This window comes from Spirosoma aerolatum (genome assembly GCF_002056795.1).
In the GTDB taxonomy this organism is placed as follows: Bacteria; Bacteroidota; Bacteroidia; order Cytophagales; family Spirosomataceae; genus Spirosoma; species Spirosoma aerolatum.
Genome location: NZ_CP020104.1, coordinates 5,833,006 through 5,857,225, shown reverse-complemented (window position 1 = coordinate 5,857,225; position 24,220 = coordinate 5,833,006). Strand labels below are relative to the sequence as shown.

At 47.9% G+C, this 24,220-nt stretch carries 23 protein-coding genes; 11 read left to right on the top strand and 12 right to left on the bottom strand.

Annotated elements, in window-relative coordinates:
- The first annotated feature begins 99 nt into the window (after window positions 1-99).
- From B5M13_RS24255 to B5M13_RS24245, 3 genes are all read left to right on the top strand, one after another.
- The gene (locus tag B5M13_RS24255) at window positions 100-1,320 is read left to right on the top strand and encodes a nucleoside permease (RefSeq protein WP_080058126.1); all 1,221 of its coding nucleotides are present in this window, start codon (window positions 100-102) and stop codon (window positions 1,318-1,320) included.
- Between the two features lie 232 nt (window positions 1,321-1,552).
- A complete protein-coding gene (locus B5M13_RS24250; RefSeq protein WP_080058125.1) occupies window positions 1,553-2,332 on the top strand; it encodes an exodeoxyribonuclease III in 780 nt (259 codons plus the stop codon).
- A 57-nt stretch (window positions 2,333-2,389) separates the two neighbouring features.
- A complete protein-coding gene (locus B5M13_RS24245; RefSeq protein WP_080058124.1) occupies window positions 2,390-2,968 on the top strand; it encodes a pseudouridine synthase in 579 nt (192 codons plus the stop codon).
- Between the two features lie 45 nt (window positions 2,969-3,013).
- On the opposite strand, the gene radC is transcribed toward B5M13_RS24245, so the two are convergent.
- The 3 genes from radC to B5M13_RS24230 form a co-directional block, all read right to left on the bottom strand.
- Entirely contained in the window at window positions 3,014-3,709 is a 696-nt protein-coding gene (radC, locus tag B5M13_RS24240) for a RadC family protein (RefSeq protein WP_080058123.1), read from the bottom strand.
- A 181-nt stretch (window positions 3,710-3,890) separates the two neighbouring features.
- On the bottom strand, window positions 3,891-4,157 hold the full coding sequence (gene rpsT / locus B5M13_RS24235; RefSeq protein ID WP_080060064.1) for a 30S ribosomal protein S20: 267 nt from the start codon (window positions 4,155-4,157) through the stop codon (window positions 3,891-3,893).
- Window positions 4,158-4,261: 104 nt separating this feature from the next.
- Complete coding sequence (locus tag B5M13_RS24230) at window positions 4,262-4,660, bottom strand: Dabb family protein (protein WP_080058122.1); 399 nt, start codon at window positions 4,658-4,660, stop codon at window positions 4,262-4,264.
- A 91-nt stretch (window positions 4,661-4,751) separates the two neighbouring features.
- Here B5M13_RS24230 and B5M13_RS24225 point away from each other — a divergent pair, with 91 nt between their 5' ends.
- Window positions 4,752-5,777 (top strand): zinc dependent phospholipase C family protein, encoded by a 1,026-nt coding sequence (locus tag B5M13_RS24225; RefSeq protein ID WP_080058121.1) that lies wholly within the window; start codon window positions 4,752-4,754, stop codon window positions 5,775-5,777.
- Here B5M13_RS24225 and B5M13_RS24220 read toward each other — a convergent pair.
- From B5M13_RS24220 to B5M13_RS24210, 3 genes are all read right to left on the bottom strand, one after another.
- The gene (locus B5M13_RS24220; RefSeq protein WP_080058120.1) at window positions 5,774-6,256 is read right to left on the bottom strand and encodes a PDDEXK-like family protein; all 483 of its coding nucleotides are present in this window, start codon (window positions 6,254-6,256) and stop codon (window positions 5,774-5,776) included. The two genes, B5M13_RS24225 and B5M13_RS24220, sit on opposite strands and share 4 nt — an antisense overlap.
- Complete coding sequence (locus tag B5M13_RS24215; protein ID WP_080058119.1) at window positions 6,249-6,539, bottom strand: hypothetical protein; 291 nt, start codon at window positions 6,537-6,539, stop codon at window positions 6,249-6,251. Before B5M13_RS24215 ends, B5M13_RS24220 begins: the two co-directional genes overlap by 8 nt.
- Before the next feature lie 62 nt (window positions 6,540-6,601).
- On the bottom strand, window positions 6,602-7,471 hold the full coding sequence (locus tag B5M13_RS24210) for a sugar phosphate isomerase/epimerase family protein (RefSeq protein WP_080058118.1): 870 nt from the start codon (window positions 7,469-7,471) through the stop codon (window positions 6,602-6,604).
- Window positions 7,472-7,609: 138 nt separating this feature from the next.
- On the opposite strand from B5M13_RS24210, the gene B5M13_RS24205 reads away from it, so the two are divergent.
- Window positions 7,610-8,803, top strand: a complete 1,194-nt coding sequence (locus B5M13_RS24205) for a class I SAM-dependent rRNA methyltransferase (protein WP_080058117.1) — start codon at window positions 7,610-7,612, stop codon at window positions 8,801-8,803.
- Between the two features lie 181 nt (window positions 8,804-8,984).
- Complete coding sequence (locus tag B5M13_RS24200) at window positions 8,985-10,703, top strand: pyruvate dehydrogenase complex dihydrolipoamide acetyltransferase (protein ID WP_080058116.1); 1,719 nt, start codon at window positions 8,985-8,987, stop codon at window positions 10,701-10,703.
- Window positions 10,704-10,773: 70 nt separating this feature from the next.
- Here the strand turns inward: B5M13_RS24200 and trxA are convergent, their stop codons facing one another.
- From trxA to B5M13_RS24180, 4 genes are all read right to left on the bottom strand, one after another.
- The gene (gene trxA, locus B5M13_RS24195) at window positions 10,774-11,118 is read right to left on the bottom strand and encodes a thioredoxin (RefSeq protein WP_080058115.1); all 345 of its coding nucleotides are present in this window, start codon (window positions 11,116-11,118) and stop codon (window positions 10,774-10,776) included.
- Window positions 11,119-11,190: 72 nt separating this feature from the next.
- Window positions 11,191-14,826 carry a DNA polymerase III subunit alpha gene (dnaE, locus tag B5M13_RS24190; protein ID WP_080058114.1) on the bottom strand — a complete coding sequence of 1,212 codons (3,636 nt, stop codon included), beginning with the start codon at window positions 14,824-14,826 and terminating at the stop codon, window positions 11,191-11,193.
- A gap of 151 nt (window positions 14,827-14,977) precedes the next feature.
- Entirely contained in the window at window positions 14,978-15,538 is a 561-nt protein-coding gene (locus tag B5M13_RS24185; protein ID WP_080058113.1) for a nucleotidyl transferase AbiEii/AbiGii toxin family protein, read from the bottom strand.
- An 8-nt stretch (window positions 15,539-15,546) separates the two neighbouring features.
- On the bottom strand, window positions 15,547-15,843 hold the full coding sequence (locus tag B5M13_RS24180) for a DUF6922 domain-containing protein (RefSeq protein WP_080058112.1): 297 nt from the start codon (window positions 15,841-15,843) through the stop codon (window positions 15,547-15,549).
- 194 nt (window positions 15,844-16,037) lie between these two features.
- Here B5M13_RS24180 and B5M13_RS24175 point away from each other — a divergent pair, with 194 nt between their 5' ends.
- Window positions 16,038-17,366 (top strand): rhamnogalacturonidase, encoded by a 1,329-nt coding sequence (locus B5M13_RS24175; protein ID WP_080058111.1) that lies wholly within the window; start codon window positions 16,038-16,040, stop codon window positions 17,364-17,366.
- 14 nt (window positions 17,367-17,380) lie between these two features.
- Here B5M13_RS24175 and B5M13_RS24170 read toward each other — a convergent pair whose 3' ends face one another.
- Entirely contained in the window at window positions 17,381-17,818 is a 438-nt protein-coding gene (locus tag B5M13_RS24170; protein ID WP_080058110.1) for a hypothetical protein, read from the bottom strand.
- Window positions 17,819-18,041: 223 nt separating this feature from the next.
- On the opposite strand from B5M13_RS24170, the gene B5M13_RS24165 reads away from it, so the two are divergent.
- Entirely contained in the window at window positions 18,042-18,542 is a 501-nt protein-coding gene (locus B5M13_RS24165) for a hypothetical protein (RefSeq protein WP_080058109.1), read from the top strand.
- A 148-nt stretch (window positions 18,543-18,690) separates the two neighbouring features.
- On the top strand, window positions 18,691-19,167 hold the full coding sequence (locus B5M13_RS24160) for a nuclear transport factor 2 family protein (RefSeq protein WP_080058108.1): 477 nt from the start codon (window positions 18,691-18,693) through the stop codon (window positions 19,165-19,167).
- 7 nt (window positions 19,168-19,174) lie between these two features.
- Here the strand turns inward: B5M13_RS24160 and B5M13_RS24155 are convergent, their stop codons facing one another.
- The gene (locus B5M13_RS24155; RefSeq protein ID WP_080058107.1) at window positions 19,175-19,690 is read right to left on the bottom strand and encodes an acyl-CoA thioesterase; all 516 of its coding nucleotides are present in this window, start codon (window positions 19,688-19,690) and stop codon (window positions 19,175-19,177) included.
- 184 nt (window positions 19,691-19,874) lie between these two features.
- Between B5M13_RS24155 and B5M13_RS24150 the strand changes: the two genes are divergently transcribed.
- Both B5M13_RS24150 and polA read left to right on the top strand, forming a co-directional pair.
- Window positions 19,875-20,882, top strand: a complete 1,008-nt coding sequence (locus B5M13_RS24150; RefSeq protein WP_080058106.1) for a fasciclin domain-containing protein — start codon at window positions 19,875-19,877, stop codon at window positions 20,880-20,882.
- A 248-nt stretch (window positions 20,883-21,130) separates the two neighbouring features.
- Window positions 21,131-24,211: a DNA polymerase I gene (gene polA, locus B5M13_RS24145; protein ID WP_080058105.1), complete on the top strand. Its 3,081-nt coding sequence runs from the start codon at window positions 21,131-21,133 to the stop codon at window positions 24,209-24,211.
- The last annotated feature ends 9 nt before the right edge of the window (window positions 24,212-24,220 follow it).

The following is a 24,220-nucleotide window of genomic DNA, read 5'->3' as shown; positions in this document are numbered from 1 at the left end:
TTATTGCACAGTCGGCAACTTTCGCGGTCTATCGGCTTGCAGGGCTGACGGCTGTTGGCTACCTTCATCGGTTGAAACCTTAAATTTTAACTACGTACAATGTCGCCTACGACCCGCGTCAAACTTTCCGTCATGATGTTCCTCCAGTTTTTTGTATGGGGAGCCTGGTACGGTCAGATGAGTAAATACCTTTTAACCGAATTACATGCCTCTGGCGATCAGGTGGGTAATGCGTATGCCGCCTTTTCATTGGCTATGATCATTGCGCCTTTCTTTATCGGGATGATTGCCGACCGCTATTTTGCGGCTCAGAAAGTGCTGGGTGTGCTAAATCTGCTTGGCGCTGTCGTCTTATATTTTATTACACAGAACACCGATCCGGGGCAGTTTTTTTACCTGATTCTGGCTTACTGCCTCACGTTTGCCCCCACACTGGCGTTGACTTCGTCTATTGCCATGCAGCAAATGAGCAGTCCCGAAAAAGAATTCCCTGGTATACGGGTACTGGGCACTGTTGCCTGGATTATCGTAACCAACATTGTAGGCTACTATGGCTTTGGTGATAAGGTGACGATTTTCCAACTGTCGATGTATTCAGCCGTTGTACTGGGTGTATTGGCATTCTTCCTGCCCGATACCCCCCCCAAAGCTACCACATCCACCTCGTTCTCACAGATACTGGGGCTGGACGCGTTCAAGCTCTTTAAAGACCGTTCGTTTGCGATTTTCTTTCTGTCGTCGGTGTTGATCTGTATACCGCTTTCGTTCTACTACGCGATGGCCAACCCTTCCCTGACAGATGGTGGTATGCATAATGTTGAGAACAAGATGTCGCTGGGGCAGGCATCGGAAGTGATCTTTATGCTACTTATCCCGCTGGCCTATAGCCGCTTGGGGGTAAAGAAAATGCTGATTGTCGGGCTAATTGCCTGGATCATCCGCTTCATCTGTTTTGGATACGGTGATGTTTCGTCGGAGTGGATGCTCTACCTGGCGATTGTGTTACATGGTGTATGTTATGATTTCTTCTTCGTAACCGGCCAGATTTACACTGATAATAAGGCGGGTGAAAAAATCAAGTCGTCGGCTCAGGGATTGATCTCGATTGCCACCTATGGTATCGGCATGGGTATTGGTTCCAAGATTTCGGGTATTGTTCTGGACATGTACACCCGACCCGATGGCTCCAAAGACTGGCTAAGCGTATGGCTCGTTCCGGCAGGTATTGCGGCTGTGGTGTTGATCCTGTTTGTGCTCTTGTTTACAGATAAACAAAAGACACAAGCGAAGGAAGGTGAGTTGGTTACTGGGAATTTATGAGTACTTCCGGTCAGCAACTGCCCTAAGCCAATAAATGGGATGAAATGTTCTCCCAGCGAATACTGGCTATTCGTGAGGAATGGAATACCATGTCGGTTTATGAACGATATTGGCGTGTTTTTAATTGGATGAAAGAATATAAATCTGTCTCACCAGGTACTTCCAAACGGCGTTTGCTTTTTAGTAAGCCGTATTGGCAAGCCTCCTGTGAAGGATAGATTTAACCCGTATAATGCAACTTATATCCTATAACCTAAACGGTATCCGTGCGGCTATGCGCAATGGGCTGATCGACTGGCTGGCTCATCAATCATTCGATATTCTATGTTTTCAGGAAGTGAAAGCCACTGCCGATGTGGTCGACCTGAAGCCGTTTGAAGAACTGGGTTATCAATACCACTGGCATGCCGCCGAAAAGAAAGGCTACTCTGGTGTGGCGACCTTCTCGAAAATTGCGCCTACTAACGTTGTGCTGGGTTGTGGGTTACCCGTGTACGACTGCGAAGGCCGAATCCTGCGCACCGACTTTGGCGATCTGACCTTGTTGAATTGCTACTTTCCTTCGGGCACATCGGGTGAGGTTCGCCAGGGCGTGAAGATGGAGTTTCTGGCCGATTTCTATACCTATATCGATAACCTGCGGAAAACACGCTCGAAGTTGATTGTGGTGGGTGATTATAATATTGCACATACTGCCATCGACATTCATGACCCGGTTCGGAATAAAAATACGACTGGATTCCTGCCCGAAGAGCGGGCCTGGATGGATAGCTGGTTTGGCTCAGGCATGACCGACGGGTTCCGCTTTAAAAACCCTGACAAGGTTGCCTACAGTTGGTGGAGTTATCGAGCAGGGGCGCGGGGCAACAACAAGGGCTGGCGTATCGATTACGCATCGTTAACTGACAATCTCCGCGATCAGATTCTCGACTGTCAGATGCTCCCCGACGCCGTCCATGCCGATCACTGCCCGGTGTGGTTGTCAATGTTGAATGATCGAGTGATTGAATAGAAAGGCTTACGCCAGCCTATTCAATCATTCAATCACTCGATCATTCAACATTCAACCATGTATTACCTCATTTATAAGCCTTACCTCATGCTCTCGCAGTTTTCGCGGGAGGGTGACAAGCCGACGCTGGCTGATCTGGATTTTGATTTTCCGAAAGATGTGTACCCGGTTGGTCGGCTCGATGCGGATAGCGAAGGTTTACTGCTGCTAACCAGCGATAAACAACTGAACCATCGGCTATTAAATCCCAAGTTTCGGCATCATCGGACCTATTATGTGCAGGTAGAGGGTGCATTGACCGAACAGGCCTGTTCGCAACTGGCGAAAGGCGTGACGATTTCCGTCGATGGAAAACCGTATCATACCTTACCAGCCACTGCCCAGATTATCCCCGAACCGGCCTTGCCCGAACGAAATCCACCCATTCGCTATCGGGCCAGCATCCCTACATCCTGGCTATCTATTTCGCTGCATGAAGGTAAAAATCGGCAGGTTCGGAAAATGACCGCATCGGTAGGTTTTCCAACGCTTCGACTGGCACGCTGGGCTATTGAAAGCCTTACTGCCGATGGTATGAAATCCGGTGAGGTGCGTGAGTTGAGCCGAGTGGAGGTGATGAAGGGATTGAATTTGTAGTCATTAATCGCTTTTGCTCACGATCAATGACTACCAAATGACAATTTATAATATCCCTTCGTCGGCGAAGCTGAAATAGGCTTTATCCGTAAATATCAGATGGTCGAGTACCGGAATGTCCAGAATTCGTCCGGCATCTTTTAGCTTTCGGGTCAGGTCTTTATCGGCCTGAGAGGGCGTGAGGTTGCCCGATGGATGGTTATGAAACAGAATGATCGAGGACGCCAGATGTTCAAGCGCCTGTTTAAAAATGATTTTCGGATCGGCAACTGTACCGGATATACCACCCGAGCTGATTTGCACCGGGCGGAGAATCTCGTTAGCACGGTTCATTAGGAGGATCCAGAACTCTTCGTGCGGCTTGTCGATCAGGTGCGGAATCATTTCGTTATACGCATCGCGTGAGCAGGTCACGCGGGCTCGTTGCGGCCGATCCTGTTCTTTACGCCGACGCCCCAATTCAAGGGCAGCTACAATACTAATAGCTTTCGCTTCCCCGATCCCTCGAAATTTAGAGAGATCTTTTATGCTTAGTTTGGCTAAGTCGTTGAGGTTGTTATTGACGCTTTTCAGGATGATTTTGGCTACATCCACGGCCGTCAAATCAACTGTACCTGAATTAATCAGAATGGCAATTAGTTCGGCTTCTGATAAGGCCGCTTTACCTTTTAGCATCAGCTTTTCGCGGGGCCTGTCTTCTTCGGCCCAGCTTTGAATGGTGCCAGAGTTTTCGTACGCCATGAGTGCAAGTAAGTTACGGAGCATTTTTCGTTGACAAAATGCACAAAAAAACCTTACCCGCAAATAGGTAAGGTTTTTAATACGATATACGGACGATTGGATAGGTCCTCTGGATTCTCTACTCTATCAATGGCATAAATGAATCGATAGAACCCAGAGAATCTGGATGAGTCCGGCAGAATTAAGCGTTAGCAGCTTTCAGGCTATTAACCAAACGAGCCAGTTTCGACTTATTGTTGGCTGCTTTATTCTTGTGGATGATGTTCCGTTTGGCGAGTTTGTCCAACGCCGACGAAACCGATTTGAACAGCTCAACGGCCATTGCGTGGTCGGTAGTAGCACGGAGTTTTTTCACCATGTTCCGGGTGGTTACATGCTGATAACGGTTCTGGAGCCGCTTCTTGGCACTCGACCGGATTGCTTTTTTTGATGACTTATGGTTTGCCATTGGTATATAAATGAGATCGTTGTCGCGATATGAGGGCGCAAAAATAAGAAATTCGGCCGGAACAACCAAAGGCTCCAGCCGAATTTCTTTACTTAATCCAATTTTTATGGGCGAATGTCAGCATTGACAATCAACGTTTTTTCCCAGACTCCCTGGTTCTTCGCTACAAATTCTTTGTAGGCTTCACTCTTCTCAAACAATTTTATATCTCCTTCCGATTGAAACGTAAGATAATGTACTACGTCATAATCAGAAACCGCCTGATTGGGCATAATTGTCTTGCCTGATGTGTAATTGACGATCTGTGGAATTTCATGCTTTAGAGCCGCAAAACCGTTCATATGCTGTTCAACAGCTTGAGTTTCGACCCCTTTTTTAAATTTTATGCACACAATCTGCTGTTTCTGGGCTTTTCGTGCAGGTGAATAAGCACCGTAGATTGTTAAAGCAAACGCGCACATCAACACAACGACAAGGGCGTACCCTTTTGATTTAGCATTCATGATTATTCGATATTTTTCTGTTTTTCGAAATTTTGTTCTGAATAACATGGAGCTTTAATTGAATAGTTACTATTTTTCGCTGTAAAGTACCATGTTTGATCAAATCTACAATAGATTTATTTGGTTGTACGTCTCGGCCAACATTTTTTTTGGGAGTTTAGTAAATGGTACGCCCATCGTACTGAGAAAACCTGCTCAAAACCGTCCTGCATGGGGCTTTTATGCCCATCAGCAGATCAATCGACTGGCTGTTTTTACCTTACCTGTGGAGATGATGCCATTCTTTAAAAAGTACATAACCTATCTGAGCGACAATGCAGTAAATCCAGATAAGCGTAGATATGCTGTGGTTGGTGAAGCCCCTCGTCATTTTATTGATCTGGATGCGTATTCAGATACAACAAGTGCTACACTACCTCGCTATTATAAAGAAGCTACGGAACGATATGGAGCCGATACGCTGGCTTTACATGGCATTGTTCCCTGGCAGATTCAGCTCACTAAATACCAGTTAACAGAAGCTTTTAAGGAGCGGAATGTTCGTCGGATTTTACGGGTTGCGGCCGATTTAGGCCATTATATTGCCGATGCGAATGTTCCATTACATACAACGCGTAATTATAACGGTCAGCTAACGAACCAGCAGGGGATTCATGGATTCTGGGAATCCCGATTACCAGAGTTATTCAGCGTCGATTATGATTTTCTGACGGGGCAGGCAGAATACGTTTATTCGCCACAAAAAGCCGCCTGGCGGGCAGTTTTTAGGGCTAATGCGGCTCTGGATTCTGTACTGCGTTTTGAACAGCAGCTAACCGATGAAGTAGGGGAAACGCAAAAGTATGGTTTTGAAGAACGGAATGGGATAACTACCAAAGTGTATTCGGCCGATTTCTCCAGACGTTATCACGAACACTTAAAGGGACAGGTAGAGCGACAGATGCGGGCTTCTGTAAAGATGGTTGGCGATTTCTGGTACACTTGTTGGGTCGATGCGGGCCAACCTGATTTACGTGTACTGGCAAACTATCAGTTTACCGATGATGAGAAGAAAGAAGAAGGCGAGGAGAAGAAGAGTTGGCTCAAACGGTTGTTTTCGGCCAGGGAGGAGAATTAATGGTTGATTTGGCTAAAATCAGTAAAATTACTTCTATAGTGGGTAAAGTCTTTTTGGCGGCAGATTATCTTGTCACCAATGAATCTTATATGCAGAGTGGGCTTTTTGTTTTCAAGGATTGGGTCATTATTCTGGCCAAACGCAAGTTCATTTTCAAGCAGTTCCCGACTAATGATTAGTACATCTTTCCAGTGTTTGTCATGCCTAACAAGTAAGAAAAAGTGAATGTCTGGAGTTAATGCAGTTACAATCTGGCGGTATGGAATATTGAATTCAGCATAATATCCTTTTTGTAACGGTATTGCTTGAGATGACTTAACCTGAACTCTACGTAGTGTTTCATCACTATCCTGAACGACACAAATATCTTCACCCCGGTCGACTTCAGGAATTGCTACATTCCATCCTCGCATCAGAAATTCGGACATTGCAAATAATTGCCCAGCTTTTCCAATGTAATTATTAAACATTTTACTCATGAGGGTATTTATAAATCGTCTGATTAGTTACCGGATTGACGAAAAGTATAGTTTTAATTTTTTGTAAATTTGTCTGAGTAAGCCCAAGCATAACTGGGAAGATTTGAGGTTCTATGGTTCCATGATAGAACTCAAAATTATGCCTAACATCATAAGCGACGAATAAACTACTTACTGGATGAGCATTCGGGAATTCTTGGAGTAAAGATTGGCGAGTAGCTAATGGTAAACTAAATGTTATGCCATCGCTTTGTTGATTAACATGAATTCGCACTGTTTCCATAAGGGTACTATTTTTTATGAATGTATAAAAGAGGGCTGCTTTTCACAACCCTCTCTGAGTGCTTATACGGACAACTGCTTCATGTACTCCGCGTCGTTTTTCATACTGATGATAGACGATTCAGGATATTGCTCCTGCTCAACCAGGAAATACTTGATACCGCTGTTCATGGCAATGCGAAGCGTCTTTTTGAAGTCTACATTGCCTTTGCCAAGATCGTTCTGGACGGGCTTACCATCCTGAACTTTGTAGTCTTTTACATGGCAGAGTTCGTAGCGTTTGCCGTATTTTTTGAGATGTTCTTCGGTATTTACACCCGCTACATCGATCCAGCACAAATCCAGTTCGAACATCACGTAGTTGGGATCAGTATTGGCCAGCAGGAATTCCTGGGGAAGCTTACCGTCGAGTGGGCGGAACGAATAGTCGTGGTTGTGATAACCGAATTTCAATCCTGCTTTCTTCACCTCTTCGCCAACGGTGTTGAACTGATCGGCTACTTTTTTCCACTCATCCCAGGTTTTTTGCGGACCATAAAATGGGCAAAGCAGGTAGGTCAATCCGGCATCGTGCGCCATTTCAATACTTTTCTTGAGCTGGTCCGGCTTATCGACTTCTGCCCGGTAGTTGAAATGAGTACTCACCATCTTTACACCCAGCCCGTCGAGGAACGATTTGATTTCTTTAGGTTGCATACCCCACAAAAATCCTTGTGGACCACTGTAGCTTTCGAATTGTTTATAGCCCATCTGCGCCAGTTGCGTCATAACACCTTTCGGGTCTTTGGGCATCATATCACGAACACTATACAGTTGGGCTCCAAATGGATTGATGGTCTTGGCAGGGGCGTTGGCGAATAAATCGGTTTGGCTAAGGGTTAAAGCACCCGCCGTGAGCAGGCCGGATTGCTTAAGGAAACTACGTCGTTGCATAGGTTGAAAGTTTACAAAGCGAAAGTGTAAAGATGGGGAAAAAGTAAAGAGTGAAAGAGCGAAAGAGCGAAAGAGCGAAAAAATTGTTGACAGTTTCACTCTTTCACTCTTTCACTCTTTCACTCTTTATCTTTGTGCATGAATTTTTCCAAAATTTATTTGCAGCCTGGGCGCGATGAAGCGGTTCGTCGGTTTCACCCCTGGGTGTTTTCGCGGGCCATTAGCCGGTATGAAGGCCATGTGGCAGATGGAGATGTCGTTGAAGTATTTGACAATAAGCAGCGCTATCTGGCTACGGGGCATTATCATGATGGCAGTATTGCAGTGCGTTTGTTTTCGTTTGGGGCCACGGCGGGTGGGCCTGTAGTACCCGATGTGGCCTATTGGACAAAGAAACTAAGCCATATTCGAAGTATTCGCCAAACGATTGTGACAGGCGAAACAAACTGTTATCGGCTCGTTCATGGCGAAGGGGATGGCTGTACAGGTCTAATCTTGGACATGTATAATGGTGTGGTTGTGTTGCAGGCACACTCGATTGGCATGCACCGCGAACGCGAGTTGATTACCGAAGCCTTAAAAGCTGTTTTTGGCGATGAGCTAAAGGCAGTCTATGATAAAAGTGCCGACACCTTGCCCGACGAATACGGAGCTACCGTTACCAACGGGTATTTGTATGGCCGAACGCCCGTGCCGCATCCGGTTCAGGAGAATGGCAATACGTTCCTTGTCGACTGGATAACGGGCCAGAAAACCGGATTTTTTCTGGATCAACGCGATAACCGGGCCTTGCTGGCGCAGTATGCACAGGGAAAAAACGTGTTGAATGCGTTCTGTTATTCGGGCGGCTTTTCGGTATATGGTCTCAAAGCAGGGGCAAACCTGGTGCATTCGGTCGATGTATCGCAGAAAGCGATTGATCTGACGAACCGAAACGTAGTGGCGAATTTTGGCGAAGACAGCCATCATGAAGCCTTTGCGGAGGATGTGATGCATTATCTGAAGACGCACGACCGTCAGTACGATGTGGTGGTGCTTGATCCTCCGGCGTTTGCCAAAAGTTTGTCGGCCCGCCACCGCGCCGTTCAGGGCTATAAACGATTGAATGCAGAAGGGTTCCGACGAGTGGCCCCTGGGGGTATCTTATTTACCTTTTCCTGTTCGCAGGTGGTTGACCGCGAACTGTTTTATAATACGATTGTAGCAGCTGCCATCGAAGCGGGTCGGCAGGTGCGTGTGCTACACCATCTGAGTCAGCCCGCCGATCATCCGGTTAGTTTATTTCATCCCGAAGGGGGGTATTTGAAGGGGTTGGTGTTGTGGGTAGAATAGAAGAAAAGGATGAAGCATATAGAATATGGAATAAAAGATTGGAAACTATTCTTTACTCTACACACTTCATTCTTCACTATTAATTTCCTTTCTCTTAATTTTGACCCTTAACTGGGGCGCAGAACGTACTCTCCAGCCCGGCCGATCGTTTCGTATAACCCGATATACACATAGCTAAATTATGGCTGAATTAATTCGAATGCCCAAAATGAGCGACACCATGACCGAAGGCGTCATTGCGGAGTGGCACAAGAAAGTGGGCGATAAAGTAAAGTCCGGCGATATACTGGCCGAAGTCGAAACTGATAAGGCAACGATGGACCTCGAATCGTATGAGGAAGGTACCTTGCTCTATATCGGTGTTGAAAAAGGTGCTTCTGTGCCCGTCGATGGCGTATTGGCCGTTATCGGTGCAGAAGGCGAAGATTATAAAGCATTACTCAACGGTTCCAGTGGGGGAAGCCAGCAGGCTGCTCCTGCACCCAGCCCGGCCCCAGCGCCTGCTCCGGCCAATAGTGCCAGCGCCGAGGCTACTACCAATCTGCCTGATCAGAAAGCGGTTTCAGCAGCCCCAGCCGAAAAAGTAAATGCGTCGGTTATTCGGATGCCGAAAATGAGTGATACGATGACCGAAGGAACCATTGTTGCCTGGCATAAAAAAGAAGGTGATACGGTGAAATCGGGCGATGTACTGGCCGAAGTCGAGACCGATAAGGCAACGATGGACCTCGAAGCCTACGAGGAAGGTACGTTGCTGTATATTGGAGTAAAAGAAGGCTCTTCGGTTGCCGTTGATGATATCATCGCTGTTGTCGGTGAAAAAGGAGCCAACTTTAAAGTTCTCCTGGAGGGAGGAGCTTCTACACCGCCAGCCGCAACGGGCGAAGGCGGTAGTGCTACAGTCCAGCAGAACCCACAGGCAAATCTACCTGCCAATGCTGATACGGATTTATCAGATGCCGGGGCTGCTGGAGATGTGGCTGGCTCGAATGGCCGAATTAAAGCGTCGCCTTTGGCAAAAGCCATTGCCGCCGATAAAGGAATCAATCTGGCACAGGTACATGGTACAGGCCCCGAAGGCCGCATTGTGAAAAGCGATGTAGAGTCCTTTACGCCTGGTGCTGCTCCGGCTGCTAAACCGGCCGCATCACAACCTGCTGCACAGCCATCGCCGACACCTGCCCCAGTGCCAGCCGCTCCATCGGTACCGACACCGGCTGGGGATTACGAAGATATTCCGGTCAGCCAGATGCGGAAAACGATTGCCCGCCGTCTGAGCGAAAGTCTGTTCACGGCCCCTCACTTCTACCTGACCATGGAAATCAACATGGACAAGGCGATGGAGTTACGTGGTACCGTCAATACTGTTAGCCCGGTAAAAGTATCATTCAACGATTTCGTGATCAAAGCGGCTGCACTGGCCTTGAAACAGCATCCGAACGTAAACTCGTCGTGGCTGGGCGATAAAATCCGTAAATACAAATACGTCAATATTGGGGTAGCGGTAGCTGTCGATGAAGGGCTGCTGGTGCCGGTTATTCGCAATGCCGATCAGAAAACCCTGTCGACCATTTCGGGCGAAGTGAAAGACCTGGCGGGTAAGGCGAAGGATAAAAAACTACAGCCGAAAGATTGGGAAGGTAGCACGTTCTCGATCTCGAACCTGGGTATGTTTGGCATCGACGAATTTACGGCGATCATCAACCCCCCTGATTCCTGCATTCTGGCGATAGGTACAATCAAACAGACTGTGAAGTTCGAGGGTGATGTGGCTAAACCAACTAATGTGATGAAAGTGACGCTTTCCTGCGACCACCGCGTGGTAGATGGCGCTACAGGGGCTGCTTTCCTGCAAACGGTGAAGCAACTCCTCGAAGATCCAATGCGGATGCTGGTCTAAAAGGTGATAAAAAAGAGAAAGGGGTTTGCTGTTGCAAACCCCTTTCTCTTTTTTATCACCTTTTAGAAATTTATATCGCTGCGGGTTCAAGAGCGCCCTGTAGCTTTTGCTCCAGTACGTTCTTGGGAACGGCACCAATTACTTTATCGACTAACTGACCGTTTTTGAAGATCATCAGGGTTGGGATGCTGCGGATACCAAATTTGGCTGGAACCTGCGAATGCTGGTCAACGTCCATTTTGGCGACAACGGCTTTTCCTTCGTATTCGCCAGCAAGTTGTTCAACAACCGGGCCTACCATCCGACAGGGACCGCACCATTCAGCCCAGAAGTCTACTAAAACAGGTTTATCAGAATTTATGAGTTCGTCGAAGTTTGCATCGGTTGCTTCTACGGCAAGTGATCCTGCTGCCATGAGTGAAAATAGTTTATTAGTTTAACTTGTTTCTCCCACATAAACCGTTTTCAGTCCGATTAGTTCCGAATCCTACGCCACCTTGCAGGTGACCCCGTCCATGGCTTCCAGCGCCCGGATAAATGTATTGGCTGGGAACACTTTTAGCGTCCGTGCCTGTAGACTCACTTCGATCCGTTCGACCGGGTCAACTACGTTCAGTGACAATGAACAAGTGCCTGGGTGAGCATTGACCAGGTCATTGATCTGACTGATCAACTGGGCGTTTACCGCGTCCAGCGTTAGCGATACGCGGACTTCTTTGCAGAATTTCTCTCGCATCTCGGTCAGCAGCCGGATGTTGGTGGCTTTGAATTCCAGGTTTTCGGAGTTCCAGCGATTCTGCGTTTTTCCGGTGATGTGCAGAAAACGGCCCACATCTACATATTGCCCCATACGCACGTAATCGTCGCCGAAAAGAGCCAGTTCGACGGAGGTACTGTAATCTTCGATCTTGAAAATACAGAACGGATTGCCGTTTTTGGCGATCTTCGTCTGCATCGACGATACAATGCCGGCTACCTTGATTTCGGGCGACTTAATCTCGAAAATCTTGTCCAGCGTACAATTACAAAAACCTTCTAGTTCGAGTTTGAATTCATCGAGCGGGTGGCCAGTGATATAAAAACCAACCACGTCTTTCTCGAATTTCAGCTTTTCAATCTGGTTCCATTCAGGTACTGTTGGGGCTTTGGGGCGGGGCAACATCGGTTCTCCACCCGTCAATGCCCCAAATAACGATTGCTGGGCAGCCGCTTTCTCGGCGTGGTAGTTGTTGGCATACCGGATGATTTTTTCCAGGAAAGGGCTGGTTTCGGTAGGGGGTACCTCGAAATATTGCGCCCGGTGGTATTCGTCCAGGGCATCGAAAGCACCGGCGTAGGCCAGCGATTCAAGGGTTTTCTTGTTGACGGTACGTAAGTTGACCCGGATCGCGAAGTCGAAAATATCTTTGAAAGGACCACCCGCCTGGCGCTCTTCTATAATGGCCTCAACGGCGGCATCACCCGCCCCTTTGATACCGCCCAGCCCAAACCGAATTTCACCTTTCTGGTTCACGCCAAATACGCGCTCCGATTCGTTGACGTCGGGGCCAAGTACGGGAATACCGATGTTTTTACACTCTTCGAGGAAGAACGTAATCTTTTCGATGTTGCCCAGGCAGCTTGTCAGGACGGCCGCCATGTACTCGGATTTATAGTAGGTTTTGAGGTATGCCGTCTGGTAGGCAACGAACGCGTAGCAAGTCGAGTGCGATTTGTTGAACGCGTACGACGCAAACGCTTCCCAGTCGGTCCAGACCTTCTCGCAGGTCTTCAGGTTCAGTTTGTTGGCCGCGCAGCCCTCCATGAACTTGCCCTTCATCTTGTCGAGCGTTGCGCGGTCTTTCTTACCCATCGCTTTCCGCAGTACGTCGGCATCGCCCTTGGTAAAATTACCCAGCTTCTGCGACAGCAGCATCAATTGCTCCTGATAGACCGTAATGCCGTACGTATCCGCCAGATATTCCGCCATTTCGGGGAGGTCGTATTTGACTTCCTCCCGGCCATGTTTGCGGTTGATGTAGTTCGGAATGTACTGAATGGGACCAGGCCGATAGAGCGCGTTCATGGCAATGAGGTCCTCGAAGCGGTCGGGCTTCAGGTCCTTCATGTGCTTCTTCATCCCGTCGGATTCGAACTGGAAAATGGCGTTGGTTTCGCCCCGCTGGAACAGTTCGTACGCTTTCGGATCATCCAGTGGAATATCATCAATGCCGGTTTCGACGCCGTTGACGAACAGCCCACCGTGATTTTGCTTGATGAGTCGCAGGCATTCCTTAATGATCGTCAGGTTGCGCAGCCCCAGAAAGTCCATCTTGATAACGCCCGCGTCCTCAATAACTTTCCCCTCATATTGGGTGATAATCAGGTTGGTATCTTTCGATGTCGAGACGGGAACGATGTTTGACAGATCATCAGGCGCGATGATGATACCAGCCGCGTGAACACCCGTGTTCCGAACCGTTCCTTCCAGGCGACGCGCCTGTTGCAGTACGTTCTGGACCTTCTCGGTGTCGATCAGTTTCATGGCTCGCCCTACCGACTGATCGCCAGATTCGAGCGCCCGCATGCGCTTTACATTCTCCACCTCGTCGGGCTGAATCACACCCGCCAGACCACCCGGCCCATCGATCGGATCTTCGAAAATCCGTCGGAGGGTCATGTTATACGTTGGCTTATCGGGAACGAGTTTTGCCAGCGCGTTGGCATCGGATAAAGGCAAATCCATGACCCGACTCACGTCTTTGATCGCCGACTTGGCCGCCATGGTACCGTACGTAACGATAGCGGCCACCTGCTGCTTGCCGTATTTATCCACTACGTAGTCGATTACCCGTTGACGACCCTCATCGTCAAAGTCGGTATCGATATCGGGCATAGATTTCCGGTCAGGGTTCAGGAATCGCTCGAACAGCAGGTCGTATTTAATCGGGTCGATATTGGTAATGCCGATGCAATAGGCTACGGCACTTCCGGCCGCACTACCCCGTCCTGGTCCGACCATCACGCCCAGATCACGCCCGGCTTTGATGAAGTCGGCCACGATGAGGAAGTAGCCCGCGAAACCCATTGTCTTGATCGTAAACAATTCGAAGTCAAGGCGTTCTTGCGCTTTCTGGTCAATTTCGCCCCAGCGCTCTTTCGCGCCGGTAAAGGTCAGGTGCTTGAGGTATTCCCACTGGTTCGCTACGTCGTCGGTATGGATCTGGAACTCCTGAGGAATCGGGAAGTTGGGCAGCAGAATATCCCGCTTGAGCTTCAGCACTTCCACCTTATCGACAATTTCGTTGGTGTTGTCGATGGCTTCGGGCAGGTCGTGAAACAACGTGCTCATCTCCTGCGTGTTCTTGAAATAGAACTGATCGGAGAAGAACGCAAAGCGGGTATTTTTGGGTATCGCTTCATCGTCGTTGAATTCCTTCATCGACGGCGTACTCTGTTTTTCGCCCGTGTTTACGCAAAGTAAAATATCGTGAGCAACCCAGTCGTCGCGGTCTACGTAGTGCGAATCGTTCGACGCAATGATTTTTACATTGTACTTCCGGGCCAACTTCACTAGTACCTCATTGGCCTTAATCTGGTCGGGAATCTCGTGTCGCTGTAGCTCAACGTAGTAGTCTTCGCCAAAGCGGTCGAGCCACCATTTGAATTCGGCTTCGCCCGCTTCTTCGCCTTTTTTCAGGATAGTCTTGGGCACGATAGCCCCAATGCAACACGTAGTAGCAATGAGCCCTTCCTTGTATTTATCGATCAGTTCCTTCGTTACGCGCGGGTATTTACCGTAGAGTCCCTCCATGTAACCCAGCGAGCAAAGTTTAGCCAGGTTTTTGTAGCCCTGCGGGTTTTTAGCCAGTAGCAACTGGTGGTAACGAATGTCCTTCTGCTCTTTGGTAAACTGTTTCCGCGTATGGTCGTCTACCACATAAAATTCACACCCAACAATAGGCTTAATGCCCTGCTTGCTGGCTTCCGCAACGAATTCGAATACCCCAAACATATTGCCGTGGTCGGTAATCGCCACAGCAGGCATATTATCAGCTTTTGCCTTCTTAATCAGCTTTTTAATGTCGGCCTGCCCATCGAGCAGGGAGTATTGGGTATGGCAGTGGAGATGTGAGAATTGCATAGGTCTGAACCCGGATTTATCAGATTTATGGATTGAACCTGATTTTGTTCCTTTGGTAAAAATAGGCAATCCGGCGGGGAGAGTGGTAAATAAGCTTAGGGATTTTTGAGGATTTGTGGTAATCGGCTGATTATGAAAAACCTTTCAATAACTATATCAACTCTCTGACAGCTTTCAAGACTTGCCGTTTAACCTGGGGCCAGGTGATGGCTTTTAGGGTTACTGGGTCTGTTTGCATTTCTGCATCATCAAAATAGGTCAATGAACGAATAACATAGCCAGGATCGCTATTTGGATATTTAGCAGCAAAAAGCTCAAGCATATCCGTCATTGAGAAGTGGTTAAGCAGTTCAGCTATATCCCAAAAATCCTTTTTTGCTCCTCGTCCACTAACGGCCCCTAACTTCATGGCAATAACATCTTCAACCGACCATAGCCGTATTCCGGTATCGAATGTGAAAGGCTTAAGTAGTGGATAACGATGCGCCAGAAGATCAACTTTAACGCCTTCTATAAACAAACTGAGCGTATTACGGGCTTCATCTGTTTTAATTAAGGTTGGGAATGTAGCTAATAGATCGCCAAAAATATCTTGTTCCGAGAACGATTGATTTGTAAATAAGTCGAAGTCGATAGACTGACGGTGGCCGAATCGTAAAGCTAAATTTGTGCCACCGGCCAAGGCAAACTGTTCAAGAAAGGGCTGAGTCATGAGCCGCTTTAATAATTCCAGGGTAGCTGGTTCGACTGTTGACGGGTGTAGCATCGGAACTGTTGGGGGCTGAGATCAAAAATAGCGCAACAAAAAGATAAGGTTTTCTTCTTTAAATAAGCCGCTTGTATGACTTCAGTTTTGATCCGATCACGACCGTAATAGCGCAGGATTTCAAGGATATCTGCCCAGAGTCCGTAATTCATTACCTTCTCAATAATAAACCGGGCGTTGGTTTCATAATCCAGCTTCTGCATATCCACATCCCAAAAAGCGGTGGGAGAGAGGTTAGGGTAGTTAGTCATAGGCAATGGCATGTACTGATTTTGTTGCGTTGGTAAAAATAGAAAATATGGCGGGTTCCATGGAGCGCGCATTTATAAGATTCATTGAGCCATGTTACGATAAGACACCTGAAGGAGCAGGATGGATGAGTCAGTAAAGCTTTGCAACTTGCCAGTTGATTAGCCGTAAAACTTTCGACCCGAACGGATTTACCATGAAACGATTACTTATTGCACTTGCTTTTACGATTATAGGCGTTAGGCAGGCTGTTGCCCAGGCGCCAGGAAAAGAGATTTTTCCGGATGGGACAGTCATTAATGACTGGTTCAGAACGGTAAAAAAAGTGACCCTGGCTCAACTTGGGAAAGTGTATGTTATTACAGATTATGGGGTAAAACAAGATAGTACACTGGTTCAAACGGTAGCAATTCAGAAGGCCATTGATGCGGCCGCTCAGCGGGGAGGGGGCGTCGTGATGATACCGAAAGGGACATTTATGAGCGGGGCACTGTTCTTCAAGCCCAAAACTCATTTGTACCTATCCGACGGGGCAGTACTGAAAGGCTCCGACAACATTGCCGATTACCCTAAGCTACCGTCCCGGATGGAAGGGCAAAGTCTGGATTACTTTGCCGCTCTGGTCAATGCCTATCAGGTGAATGGCTTTACTATTTCAGGAAAAGGGAAGATCGATGGTAATGGATTGCATTTCTGGGAAGCTTTCTGGGCCCGGCGTAAAGAAAATCCGAATTGTACCAATCTGGAGGTGTCGCGTCCTCGGCTGGTATTTATCTGGAAATGCAATAACGTTCAGATACAGGATGTCAAACTGCATAATGCGGGTTTCTGGACGAGTCATTACTACCAGTGTCAGAACGTGAAAGTACTGGATGTACACATTTTTTCGCCCTACAAACCTGTAAAAGCCCCCAGTACTGATGCCATTGATCTTGATGTTTGCAGCAATGTGCTCATCAAAGGATGCTATATGTCGGTAAATGATGATGCGATTGCGCTCAAGGGCGGCAAAGGTCCCTGGGCCGATCGGGTACCGAACAACGGGGCTAATACCAATATTATCATAGAAGACTGTGAGTTTGGCTTTTGCCATTCGGCCCTTACCTGCGGCAGTGAGGCCATTCATAACCGGAACATTATTATGCGCAACTGCCATGTCAGCGAAGCCAGCCGGGTGTTGTGGCTCAAGATGCGGCCCGATACACCACAACTGTATGAATACATTACCGTAGAGAACATAAAGGGCCAGGCACACAGCCTTTTATACGCGAAGCCGTGGACACAGTTCTTTGATTTACAGGGCCGAAAAGATATTCCCCTTTCGTATTCTGATCATATAACACTGAAAAATATAGAATTGACGTGTGACACGTTCTTTGATGTAGCGGTCTCGGAAAACGACAAACTGACCAACTTCACTTTTGAGAATTTCAGGGTAGAAAGCAAAAATGCCGCTATCGACAAACATATTGTCTGGGGGCTTACGCTCAAAAACGTGCGAATTAACGATAAGCTGTTGGAATAATAAATACGTTGAATTTATTGCTTCTGCAAGGCCCAGACGTAACAGCCCGAACTGGCAGTAGGTCGTTTGACAAACGGAAAAAATTGGGATGGCCGGTCTTTGCCATTGCAGTTGATAGATACCTGAACCACGAACTTTGGGGCGTTCTGGAGGATAGTTTCGGAAATGATGATTCGCTCATTCGACGCATTTTTGTATGTGCTTTTTGTCAAGTCATTAGAAACCGTGTCTTTCTGAACATAAATATCGTAGATAAGCTGGCCTGACGAATTGCCCTGATAATTAGAAGATATCAATAGAGCGCCTGGGTAGCCGCTCTCGCAGGGGGCCTGTGCTACTAATGTAGTTGGCGGTTGGCAAACAGCCGTTTGGGGGTCCGTATTATCTGTTTTGTGGCAGCCTGTAAGCAGAAGGATTACCAGAAAAAGGGGGAGGGGCAGAGTCGTTTTCATGTCTATGCAGATGTGTTGAGTAGTATAACACTAATCGTATAGAAATGTCTATTGAAACTACCTGTAGCAGTTAATTCGTCTCCGGTAATCGGTTAATCTTGTATACGATAATTTTGAAATTGTCTGTACATTCACACTTTTTAGGCCTCTTTATACCTAAAAAACATGGCACAGCGTTTGATAGAAAAGCTGTGAACAAACCCATCACTATAATCTTATTATCATGGCTACTCGCTACGCCGTTCGATCCTTTTGCACTACGTTAATAGCGCTGTTCGCTATTGGTTTCCTGGCCACATCCTGTAAAAAAAATGGGGGTACTGATGTTGTCGATCCCCGCGATCAGTACCTGGGTGTATATACCGGGAACTACCGATCAACTCTGTACATCAACAATACGCTGCCTGCTGGTGACCCTGAAGTAGGAACGGTACAGATTACTGTCTCTAAAGCACAGGAGGCTAATCAGGTTACGCTGGACATGCTTTTCAATGGAGCCACGAAACAGACTTTAGCGGCCGAATTGACCAACGATACGTTTACGATTGTGAACAAAACCAGCGAACCGCTTGCCTTTGGTGGTAAAACCTACGATGCCCAGTATGTAGCGCAGGGGCAGTTTGTGGTAAAAGAGAAAACATTTACGTTGAACACAACGGCCGAAACCGTACAACTCGGGGTGACACTCACTAAACGAGGAGATATTACGGGTACGATGAAATGATCAGTTAATCGATCCTTGTGATACTAACATGTGAACCGGCCAATGGCCGGTTTTTTTATGGATCTGGCAAAAACGGTAGAATAGCAGAAGGCTGTTCTTTGATGGGAAATGAACCAATTCGTTTTAACCGATAGATCGAGTCTTTGACATGAAATACATCTTAGCATTTTGTCTGGCTATCTGCTGTCAGGGTCTCTGGGCACAAGCTCCTGTTGCGTCATCGGCTGCGGCAACGGCCTCTCCCAAATCGATACCAGCCGACGAAAAGGCTGTTATCGACACCGAGAAAAAACGATTTACTGCCCAGATTGATAAGGATTTGACAGTTCTGGATCGAGTACTGGCCAACGATTTGGTATATAATCACTCCAGTGGTGCTTCAGATACCAAATCGTCATTCGTTGAGTCGATTCGGAGTGGGAAAACGGTTTACCGCGCTATTGATATAGAAGAGCAAAATGCACGTATTTATGGCAATACGGCCGTTATTAATGGCCTATGCCTGCTCAAAGCGACCAGCAATGGCAACGAAATCAATAACCACCTCCGATACCTATCGGTCTATGTAAAAAAAGGAGGGCAGTGGCAAATGGTTGCCTGGCAGTCGCTAAAACTAGCTAATTAATCCCGGTTCAGACTCTAAGAAATTCTCTTAATTCTGTAGCGTCCTGTGGATTCATACGTCCGGCCAGGACTAGCCGCAGTTGCCGTCGGCGGAGTGCACTTTCATAACGGGATTTTTCATCGTCGGTTTCCGGGATCACAGCAGGTACTTCAATCGGCCGGCCACTCTGATCAACAGCCACGAACGTATAAAAAGCACTATTGGTACTGACCCGAATACCCGCCGGAATGTCTTCGGCCCATACTTCGATAAATACTTCCATCGATGAGCTGAAAGCACGGGTTACCTGCGCTTTCATGGTAACGATGTTGCCCAGCCGGATCGGTTCCGAAAAAGAGACGTTGTCGACCGAAGCGGTCACCACAATACGATTGGAGTGTTTCTGTGCCGCAATGGCTGCGGCAATGTCCATGAAGTGCAACAGGCGCCCACCCATCAGATTGTTCAACGTGTTGGTATCATTGGGCAGGACCATTTCGGTCATGACCGTCATCGATTCGCGGGCAAATTTTGGTTGAGGCATTTTTATTTTCTTTAGTGAATAGTAGTCAGGAGCGAAGAGTTATGAGTGAGCATGACTACTGTAGTACAAAGGAATTATAAAACGGTTATAATCGATGATGGGCTGCCAAACAAAACTATTGGATTGTCGTTCTTTGAATACGAGTACCCTGTTTTGATCATATTCACCAATTCAAAAATCAATCATGCACACGTATCGTCAGGCACCCATTCTGCGAAGCTGGGGCTTGCTAGGCATCTTTGCTCTCATTCTGTCCATTTTCGTTTCATCCTGTAAAAAAGACGACAGCAATCTACCAACGCTTTCGACCATCAATGAATTGATAAGCACGGGCAGCCAGTTTACCTTGCTTAAAGCGGCTGTAGCCAAAGCTGGTTTTGATGCCACGCTGAGTCAACCCGGCACGTATACGGTATTTGCCCCTACCGATGCGGCCTTTAAATTGCTGGGATATAGCGATGTCAACGCCATTAATGCAGCCCCAACAGATCTGCTAAAAACCATCCTGCAATATCATGTGCTAAGCACTCGGTTAGCCTCTACTGATCTTGCAGTAGGGGTAAATACCCCACAGCAAACCCTGGCTGGAGCACCCGTTTACATGTCAAGAGTAACCTCTGCTTCGTCGACTACAACATCCGTCTCGTCCAGCACAATTTCGATTAATGGAGCGCATGTGTTACAGGCCGACGGCCAGGCTAGCAACGGTGTTGTGTATGCGATTGATCGGGTGCTAATACCACCTGCTTTTGGCAACGTAGTAGCAACGATTCAAAATATTCCGTTGTTAATACCTTCAGCATCGTTCAAATTGCTTACGGCGGCTGTTGCCAAAACCGGGGCCGTAAGCTCACTAACAGCCGCTGGGCCGATTACGGTATTTGCCCCTACCGATGCGGCTTTTAAAGCTGTGGGCTATGATTCGGCCGCTATTGCAAAGGCTACTGTTCCAGCCCTGACCAATATTCTAAGTTATCACCTGATTGGCGGTCGTACGTACACGCCATTAATTACCAACGGTTCCAGCCTGACAACCCTGCAAGGTGGAACGATCACGGCAGGAATCAGTACAACGGCCCTGACCGTAACCGGTAAAGGTAACGGAGGCACGGCATCCAACATTACCGGCCCCGATATTACGGCTACCAACGGCGTGGTGCATATCATTGATCGCCTGTTGTTGCCACAGTAGAGGGTTTAACCGCAACGGCGCAGAGGGTTCGTAAAGGCTGCAAGGAAGAATAGTATCTATCTTTGTGGTCTTTGCGAACCCTCTGTGCCGTTGCGGTTAAACCCTATTGAGGAGGAATCAAAACCCGCAGGAAGGTGTTTTATTGATACGTACTATCTCTCCTGAATTCATCAATTTGTTTACTCGAAAGCGCGTGATTGTCGGTAAGTCTTTCGACCTTTGGCGAATTGATTTGTGACTCCTATCGAATGGCTAAACCACAGAAAAAACTCTTTTTACTAGATGCGCTGGCCCTGATTTACCGCGCTCATTTTGCCTTTAATAAAGCTCCACGGATTTCTTCGCGAGGGGTCAATACGTCAGCCGTGTTCGGATTTATGAACGCTATGATTGAAGTGCTGACGAAAGAAAAACCTACCCACATCGGCGTTGCCTTCGATTCGCCTAAAAAGACGTTTCGGCACGAACAGTTTCCGATGTATAAAGCGACTCGTCAGTCACAGCCGGAGGATATCAGCGTAGCCATGCCCTATATCAAACGGATTGTAGAGGCCATGCACATCCCCATTCTGATTTTGGAAGGTTACGAAGCGGATGATATCATTGGTACCATCGCCAAGAAAGCGGCCCTGGCTGATTTTGAGGTGTATATGATGACGCCCGACAAAGACTACGGTCAGTTGGTCGAAGAGCATGTCCATATCTACAAACCGGCTTTCATGGGCAAGCCAGCCGAAAAGCTGGGCGTTAAGGAGGTGCTGGAGCGCTGGCAGATCGAACGGATCGAGCAGGTGACGGATATGCTTGGCCTGATGGGCGATTCGGTCGATAATATTCCGGGTATTCCAGGGATTGGCGAAAAAACAGCGCAAAAACTCATTGCCGATTTCGGTACGATTGAAAATCTGATTGCCAGTGCCGACCAACTGAAAGGAAAGCAGAAAGAGAACGTCGTCAATTTTGCGCAGCAAGGCTTGCTGTCGAAACAACTGGCAACCATTCATCTGGACGTTCCGGTCGATTTCGATGAAGACAAACTCCGGCATACGGAATATGATAAGCCACGTTTGGCCGCTTTGCTCGATGAACTGGAATTCAGGCAGATGAAAACCCGGCTGCTTGGTGCTGACTACGACGAAAAGCCACTGCCTGATGCTTTTAAAGCCAGCGGTAAATCTGGTCAGATGAACCTGTTCGATTCGCCAGGTGATGCCTCTCCGGCGTTCTTGCCGTTTCCGAATATGAGTGCAGTGAACCCGTCGGGGTCTGGCGATTTACCGTTTGATTTTGATGGCAAATCTGCATCCACGAACCCTCCCGCAAAACAGGAGAGAGGAGAAAAAAGTAAACGGACGCCAGTAAAAGTGCCCGTTGCGTCCGCTTCAGAAGCTTCTCCCGGAGCGGTTACGGAGACGATCACGACGGACGACAGGCCGGGTGCCGAAGTGACCGAAGAGCCAGCGTATCTGGACGTTTATCCCGACTACGAACTGGACGAAAACCAACCCGAACGCCGTAAAACGATTCTATCGGTCAAACATGATTATCGGCTGGTCGATACACCTGAACTGCGGGCGAGTCTGGTTCATTATCTGAACCTTCAGGAAAGCATCTGTTTCGATTCGGAAACTACGGCTATTGATCCCGTTGAAGCCGATCTGGTTGGATTGTCATTTGCCTATCGGACGGGCGAAGCCTTCTACGTACCCGTACCCGACGACCGGGCCGAAGCACAGGCTGTTGTCGATCAGTTCAAACCCGTGCTGGAAAATCCCGCTATCAGTAAGATTGGGCAAAATCTGAAGTATGACCTGCTGATGTTGAAAAAGTACGGTGTGGAAGTACAGGGTAAGTTGTTCGATACAATGATAGCCCACTACCTCATAGAGCCTGAAATGCGCCATAATATGGACATGATGGCTATGACTTACCTGAATTACAGCCCGGTCGAAATTGAGTCATTAATTGGTAAAAAAGGAAAAGGACAATTGACGATGCGCGATGTAGACATTCAGAAGGTGGTGGACTATGCCGCTGAAGACGCTGACATTACCCTCCAGCTGAAAGAAACGTTTGCCCCCCGGCTCGAAAAAGATAATTTACACAAACTGTTCGATCAGGTAGAGATGCCACTCGTTCGGGTCCTGACCGATCTGGAACTTGAAGGGGTAACCATTGATACCAACGCCCTCGCCGAACTGTCGGCCACATTGGAAACGGACATGCGGCAGGTGCAGCAGGAAATTTATACGATTGCCGGTGAACCGTTCAACATCGGGTCGCCGAAGCAGTTGGGTGAGGTTCTGTTTGAAAAGCTCAAGCTCGATAAGAACGCCAAAAAGACCAAAACAGGCCAGTATGCTACGGGGGAAGAAATCCTGTCGAAGCTGGAAGTAGAGCATGAAATAGCCCGGAAGATTCTGGACTACCGTGAACTGATCAAGCTTAAAAATACCTACGTCGATGTGTTGCCGACGCTGATCAGTAAACGAACAGGCCGGATTCATACGTCCTTCAATCAGGCCGTAGCCGCTACCGGACGACTATCATCGGTAAATCCGAACCTGCAAAATATTCCGATTCGTACCCCGCGTGGTCAGGAAATTCGGAAGGCGTTTGTGCCGCGTGGGCCGGAGTTTCTGATTATGTCGGCCGACTATTCGCAGATCGAGTTGCGGATCATGGCGGCTTTCAGTGGCGATAAAACCATGCTCGATGCGTTCAATAACGGTGTTGATATTCACACCCAAACGGCCAGCAAGGTCTTCCATGTAGGGCTGGCCGAGGTGACGAGCGATATGCGCCGGAAAGCCAAAACAATTAACTTCGGGATTATATACGGCATATCATCATTCGGCTTGTCGCAACGGTTGAAAATTCCCCGTCGAGAAGCCGCCCAGATCATCGACGACTATTTTGCGGAGTTTCCGGCGGTAAAATCCTATATCGACCAGTGTATCGAGAAAGCACGCGGTTTTGGCTATGCCGAAACGATCCTGGGGCGTCGGCGGTACCTGCGCGACATTAATTCCCGCAACCAGACCGACCGCATGTTTGCCGAACGAAATGCCGTGAATGCGCCCATTCAGGGGAGTGCTGCCGACATGCTCAAGATTGCCATGATTCAGATACACGAGTTCATGCTCCAGGAGCGTTTGAAATCAAAAATGATTCTGACCGTACACGATGAATTGGTGTTCGATGCACACCGCGACGAAATCGAGTTCCTCAGCGTTCGGGTTGACGACATCATGAAAAACGCTATTCCAATGGCCGTTCGGATGGAAACCGGCATCGGTGTAGGGGAAAACTGGCTGCTGGCACACTAGCTATAGCTT

Excerpts from the sequence above, each read along its gene's own strand:
- B5M13_RS24255 (WP_080058126.1), top strand. The coding sequence starts at position 100 with ATGTCGCCTACGACCCGCGTCAAACTTTCCGTCATGATGTTCCTCCAG.
- B5M13_RS24250 (WP_080058125.1), top strand. The coding sequence starts at position 1,553 with ATGCAACTTATATCCTATAACCTAAACGGTATCCGTGCGGCTATGCGC.
- B5M13_RS24245 (WP_080058124.1), top strand. The coding sequence starts at position 2,390 with ATGTATTACCTCATTTATAAGCCTTACCTCATGCTCTCGCAGTTTTCG.
- radC (WP_080058123.1), bottom strand. The coding sequence starts at position 3,709 with ATGGCGTACGAAAACTCTGGCACCATTCAAAGCTGGGCCGAAGAAGAC.
- rpsT (WP_080060064.1), bottom strand. The coding sequence starts at position 4,157 with ATGGCAAACCATAAGTCATCAAAAAAAGCAATCCGGTCGAGTGCCAAG.
- B5M13_RS24230 (WP_080058122.1), bottom strand. The coding sequence starts at position 4,660 with ATGAATGCTAAATCAAAAGGGTACGCCCTTGTCGTTGTGTTGATGTGC.
- B5M13_RS24225 (WP_080058121.1), top strand. The coding sequence starts at position 4,752 with ATGTTTGATCAAATCTACAATAGATTTATTTGGTTGTACGTCTCGGCC.
- B5M13_RS24220 (WP_080058120.1), bottom strand. The coding sequence starts at position 6,256 with ATGAGTAAAATGTTTAATAATTACATTGGAAAAGCTGGGCAATTATTT.
- B5M13_RS24215 (WP_080058119.1), bottom strand. The coding sequence starts at position 6,539 with ATGGAAACAGTGCGAATTCATGTTAATCAACAAAGCGATGGCATAACA.
- B5M13_RS24210 (WP_080058118.1), bottom strand. The coding sequence starts at position 7,471 with ATGCAACGACGTAGTTTCCTTAAGCAATCCGGCCTGCTCACGGCGGGT.
- B5M13_RS24205 (WP_080058117.1), top strand. The coding sequence starts at position 7,610 with ATGAATTTTTCCAAAATTTATTTGCAGCCTGGGCGCGATGAAGCGGTT.
- B5M13_RS24200 (WP_080058116.1), top strand. The coding sequence starts at position 8,985 with ATGGCTGAATTAATTCGAATGCCCAAAATGAGCGACACCATGACCGAA.
- trxA (WP_080058115.1), bottom strand. The coding sequence starts at position 11,118 with ATGGCAGCAGGATCACTTGCCGTAGAAGCAACCGATGCAAACTTCGAC.
- dnaE (WP_080058114.1), bottom strand. The coding sequence starts at position 14,826 with ATGCAATTCTCACATCTCCACTGCCATACCCAATACTCCCTGCTCGAT.
- B5M13_RS24185 (WP_080058113.1), bottom strand. The coding sequence starts at position 15,538 with ATGACTCAGCCCTTTCTTGAACAGTTTGCCTTGGCCGGTGGCACAAAT.
- B5M13_RS24180 (WP_080058112.1), bottom strand. The coding sequence starts at position 15,843 with ATGACTAACTACCCTAACCTCTCTCCCACCGCTTTTTGGGATGTGGAT.
- B5M13_RS24175 (WP_080058111.1), top strand. The coding sequence starts at position 16,038 with ATGAAACGATTACTTATTGCACTTGCTTTTACGATTATAGGCGTTAGG.
- B5M13_RS24170 (WP_080058110.1), bottom strand. The coding sequence starts at position 17,818 with ATGAAAACGACTCTGCCCCTCCCCCTTTTTCTGGTAATCCTTCTGCTT.
- B5M13_RS24165 (WP_080058109.1), top strand. The coding sequence starts at position 18,042 with ATGGCTACTCGCTACGCCGTTCGATCCTTTTGCACTACGTTAATAGCG.
- B5M13_RS24160 (WP_080058108.1), top strand. The coding sequence starts at position 18,691 with ATGAAATACATCTTAGCATTTTGTCTGGCTATCTGCTGTCAGGGTCTC.
- B5M13_RS24155 (WP_080058107.1), bottom strand. The coding sequence starts at position 19,690 with ATGCCTCAACCAAAATTTGCCCGCGAATCGATGACGGTCATGACCGAA.
- B5M13_RS24150 (WP_080058106.1), top strand. The coding sequence starts at position 19,875 with ATGCACACGTATCGTCAGGCACCCATTCTGCGAAGCTGGGGCTTGCTA.
- polA (WP_080058105.1), top strand. The coding sequence starts at position 21,131 with ATGGCTAAACCACAGAAAAAACTCTTTTTACTAGATGCGCTGGCCCTG.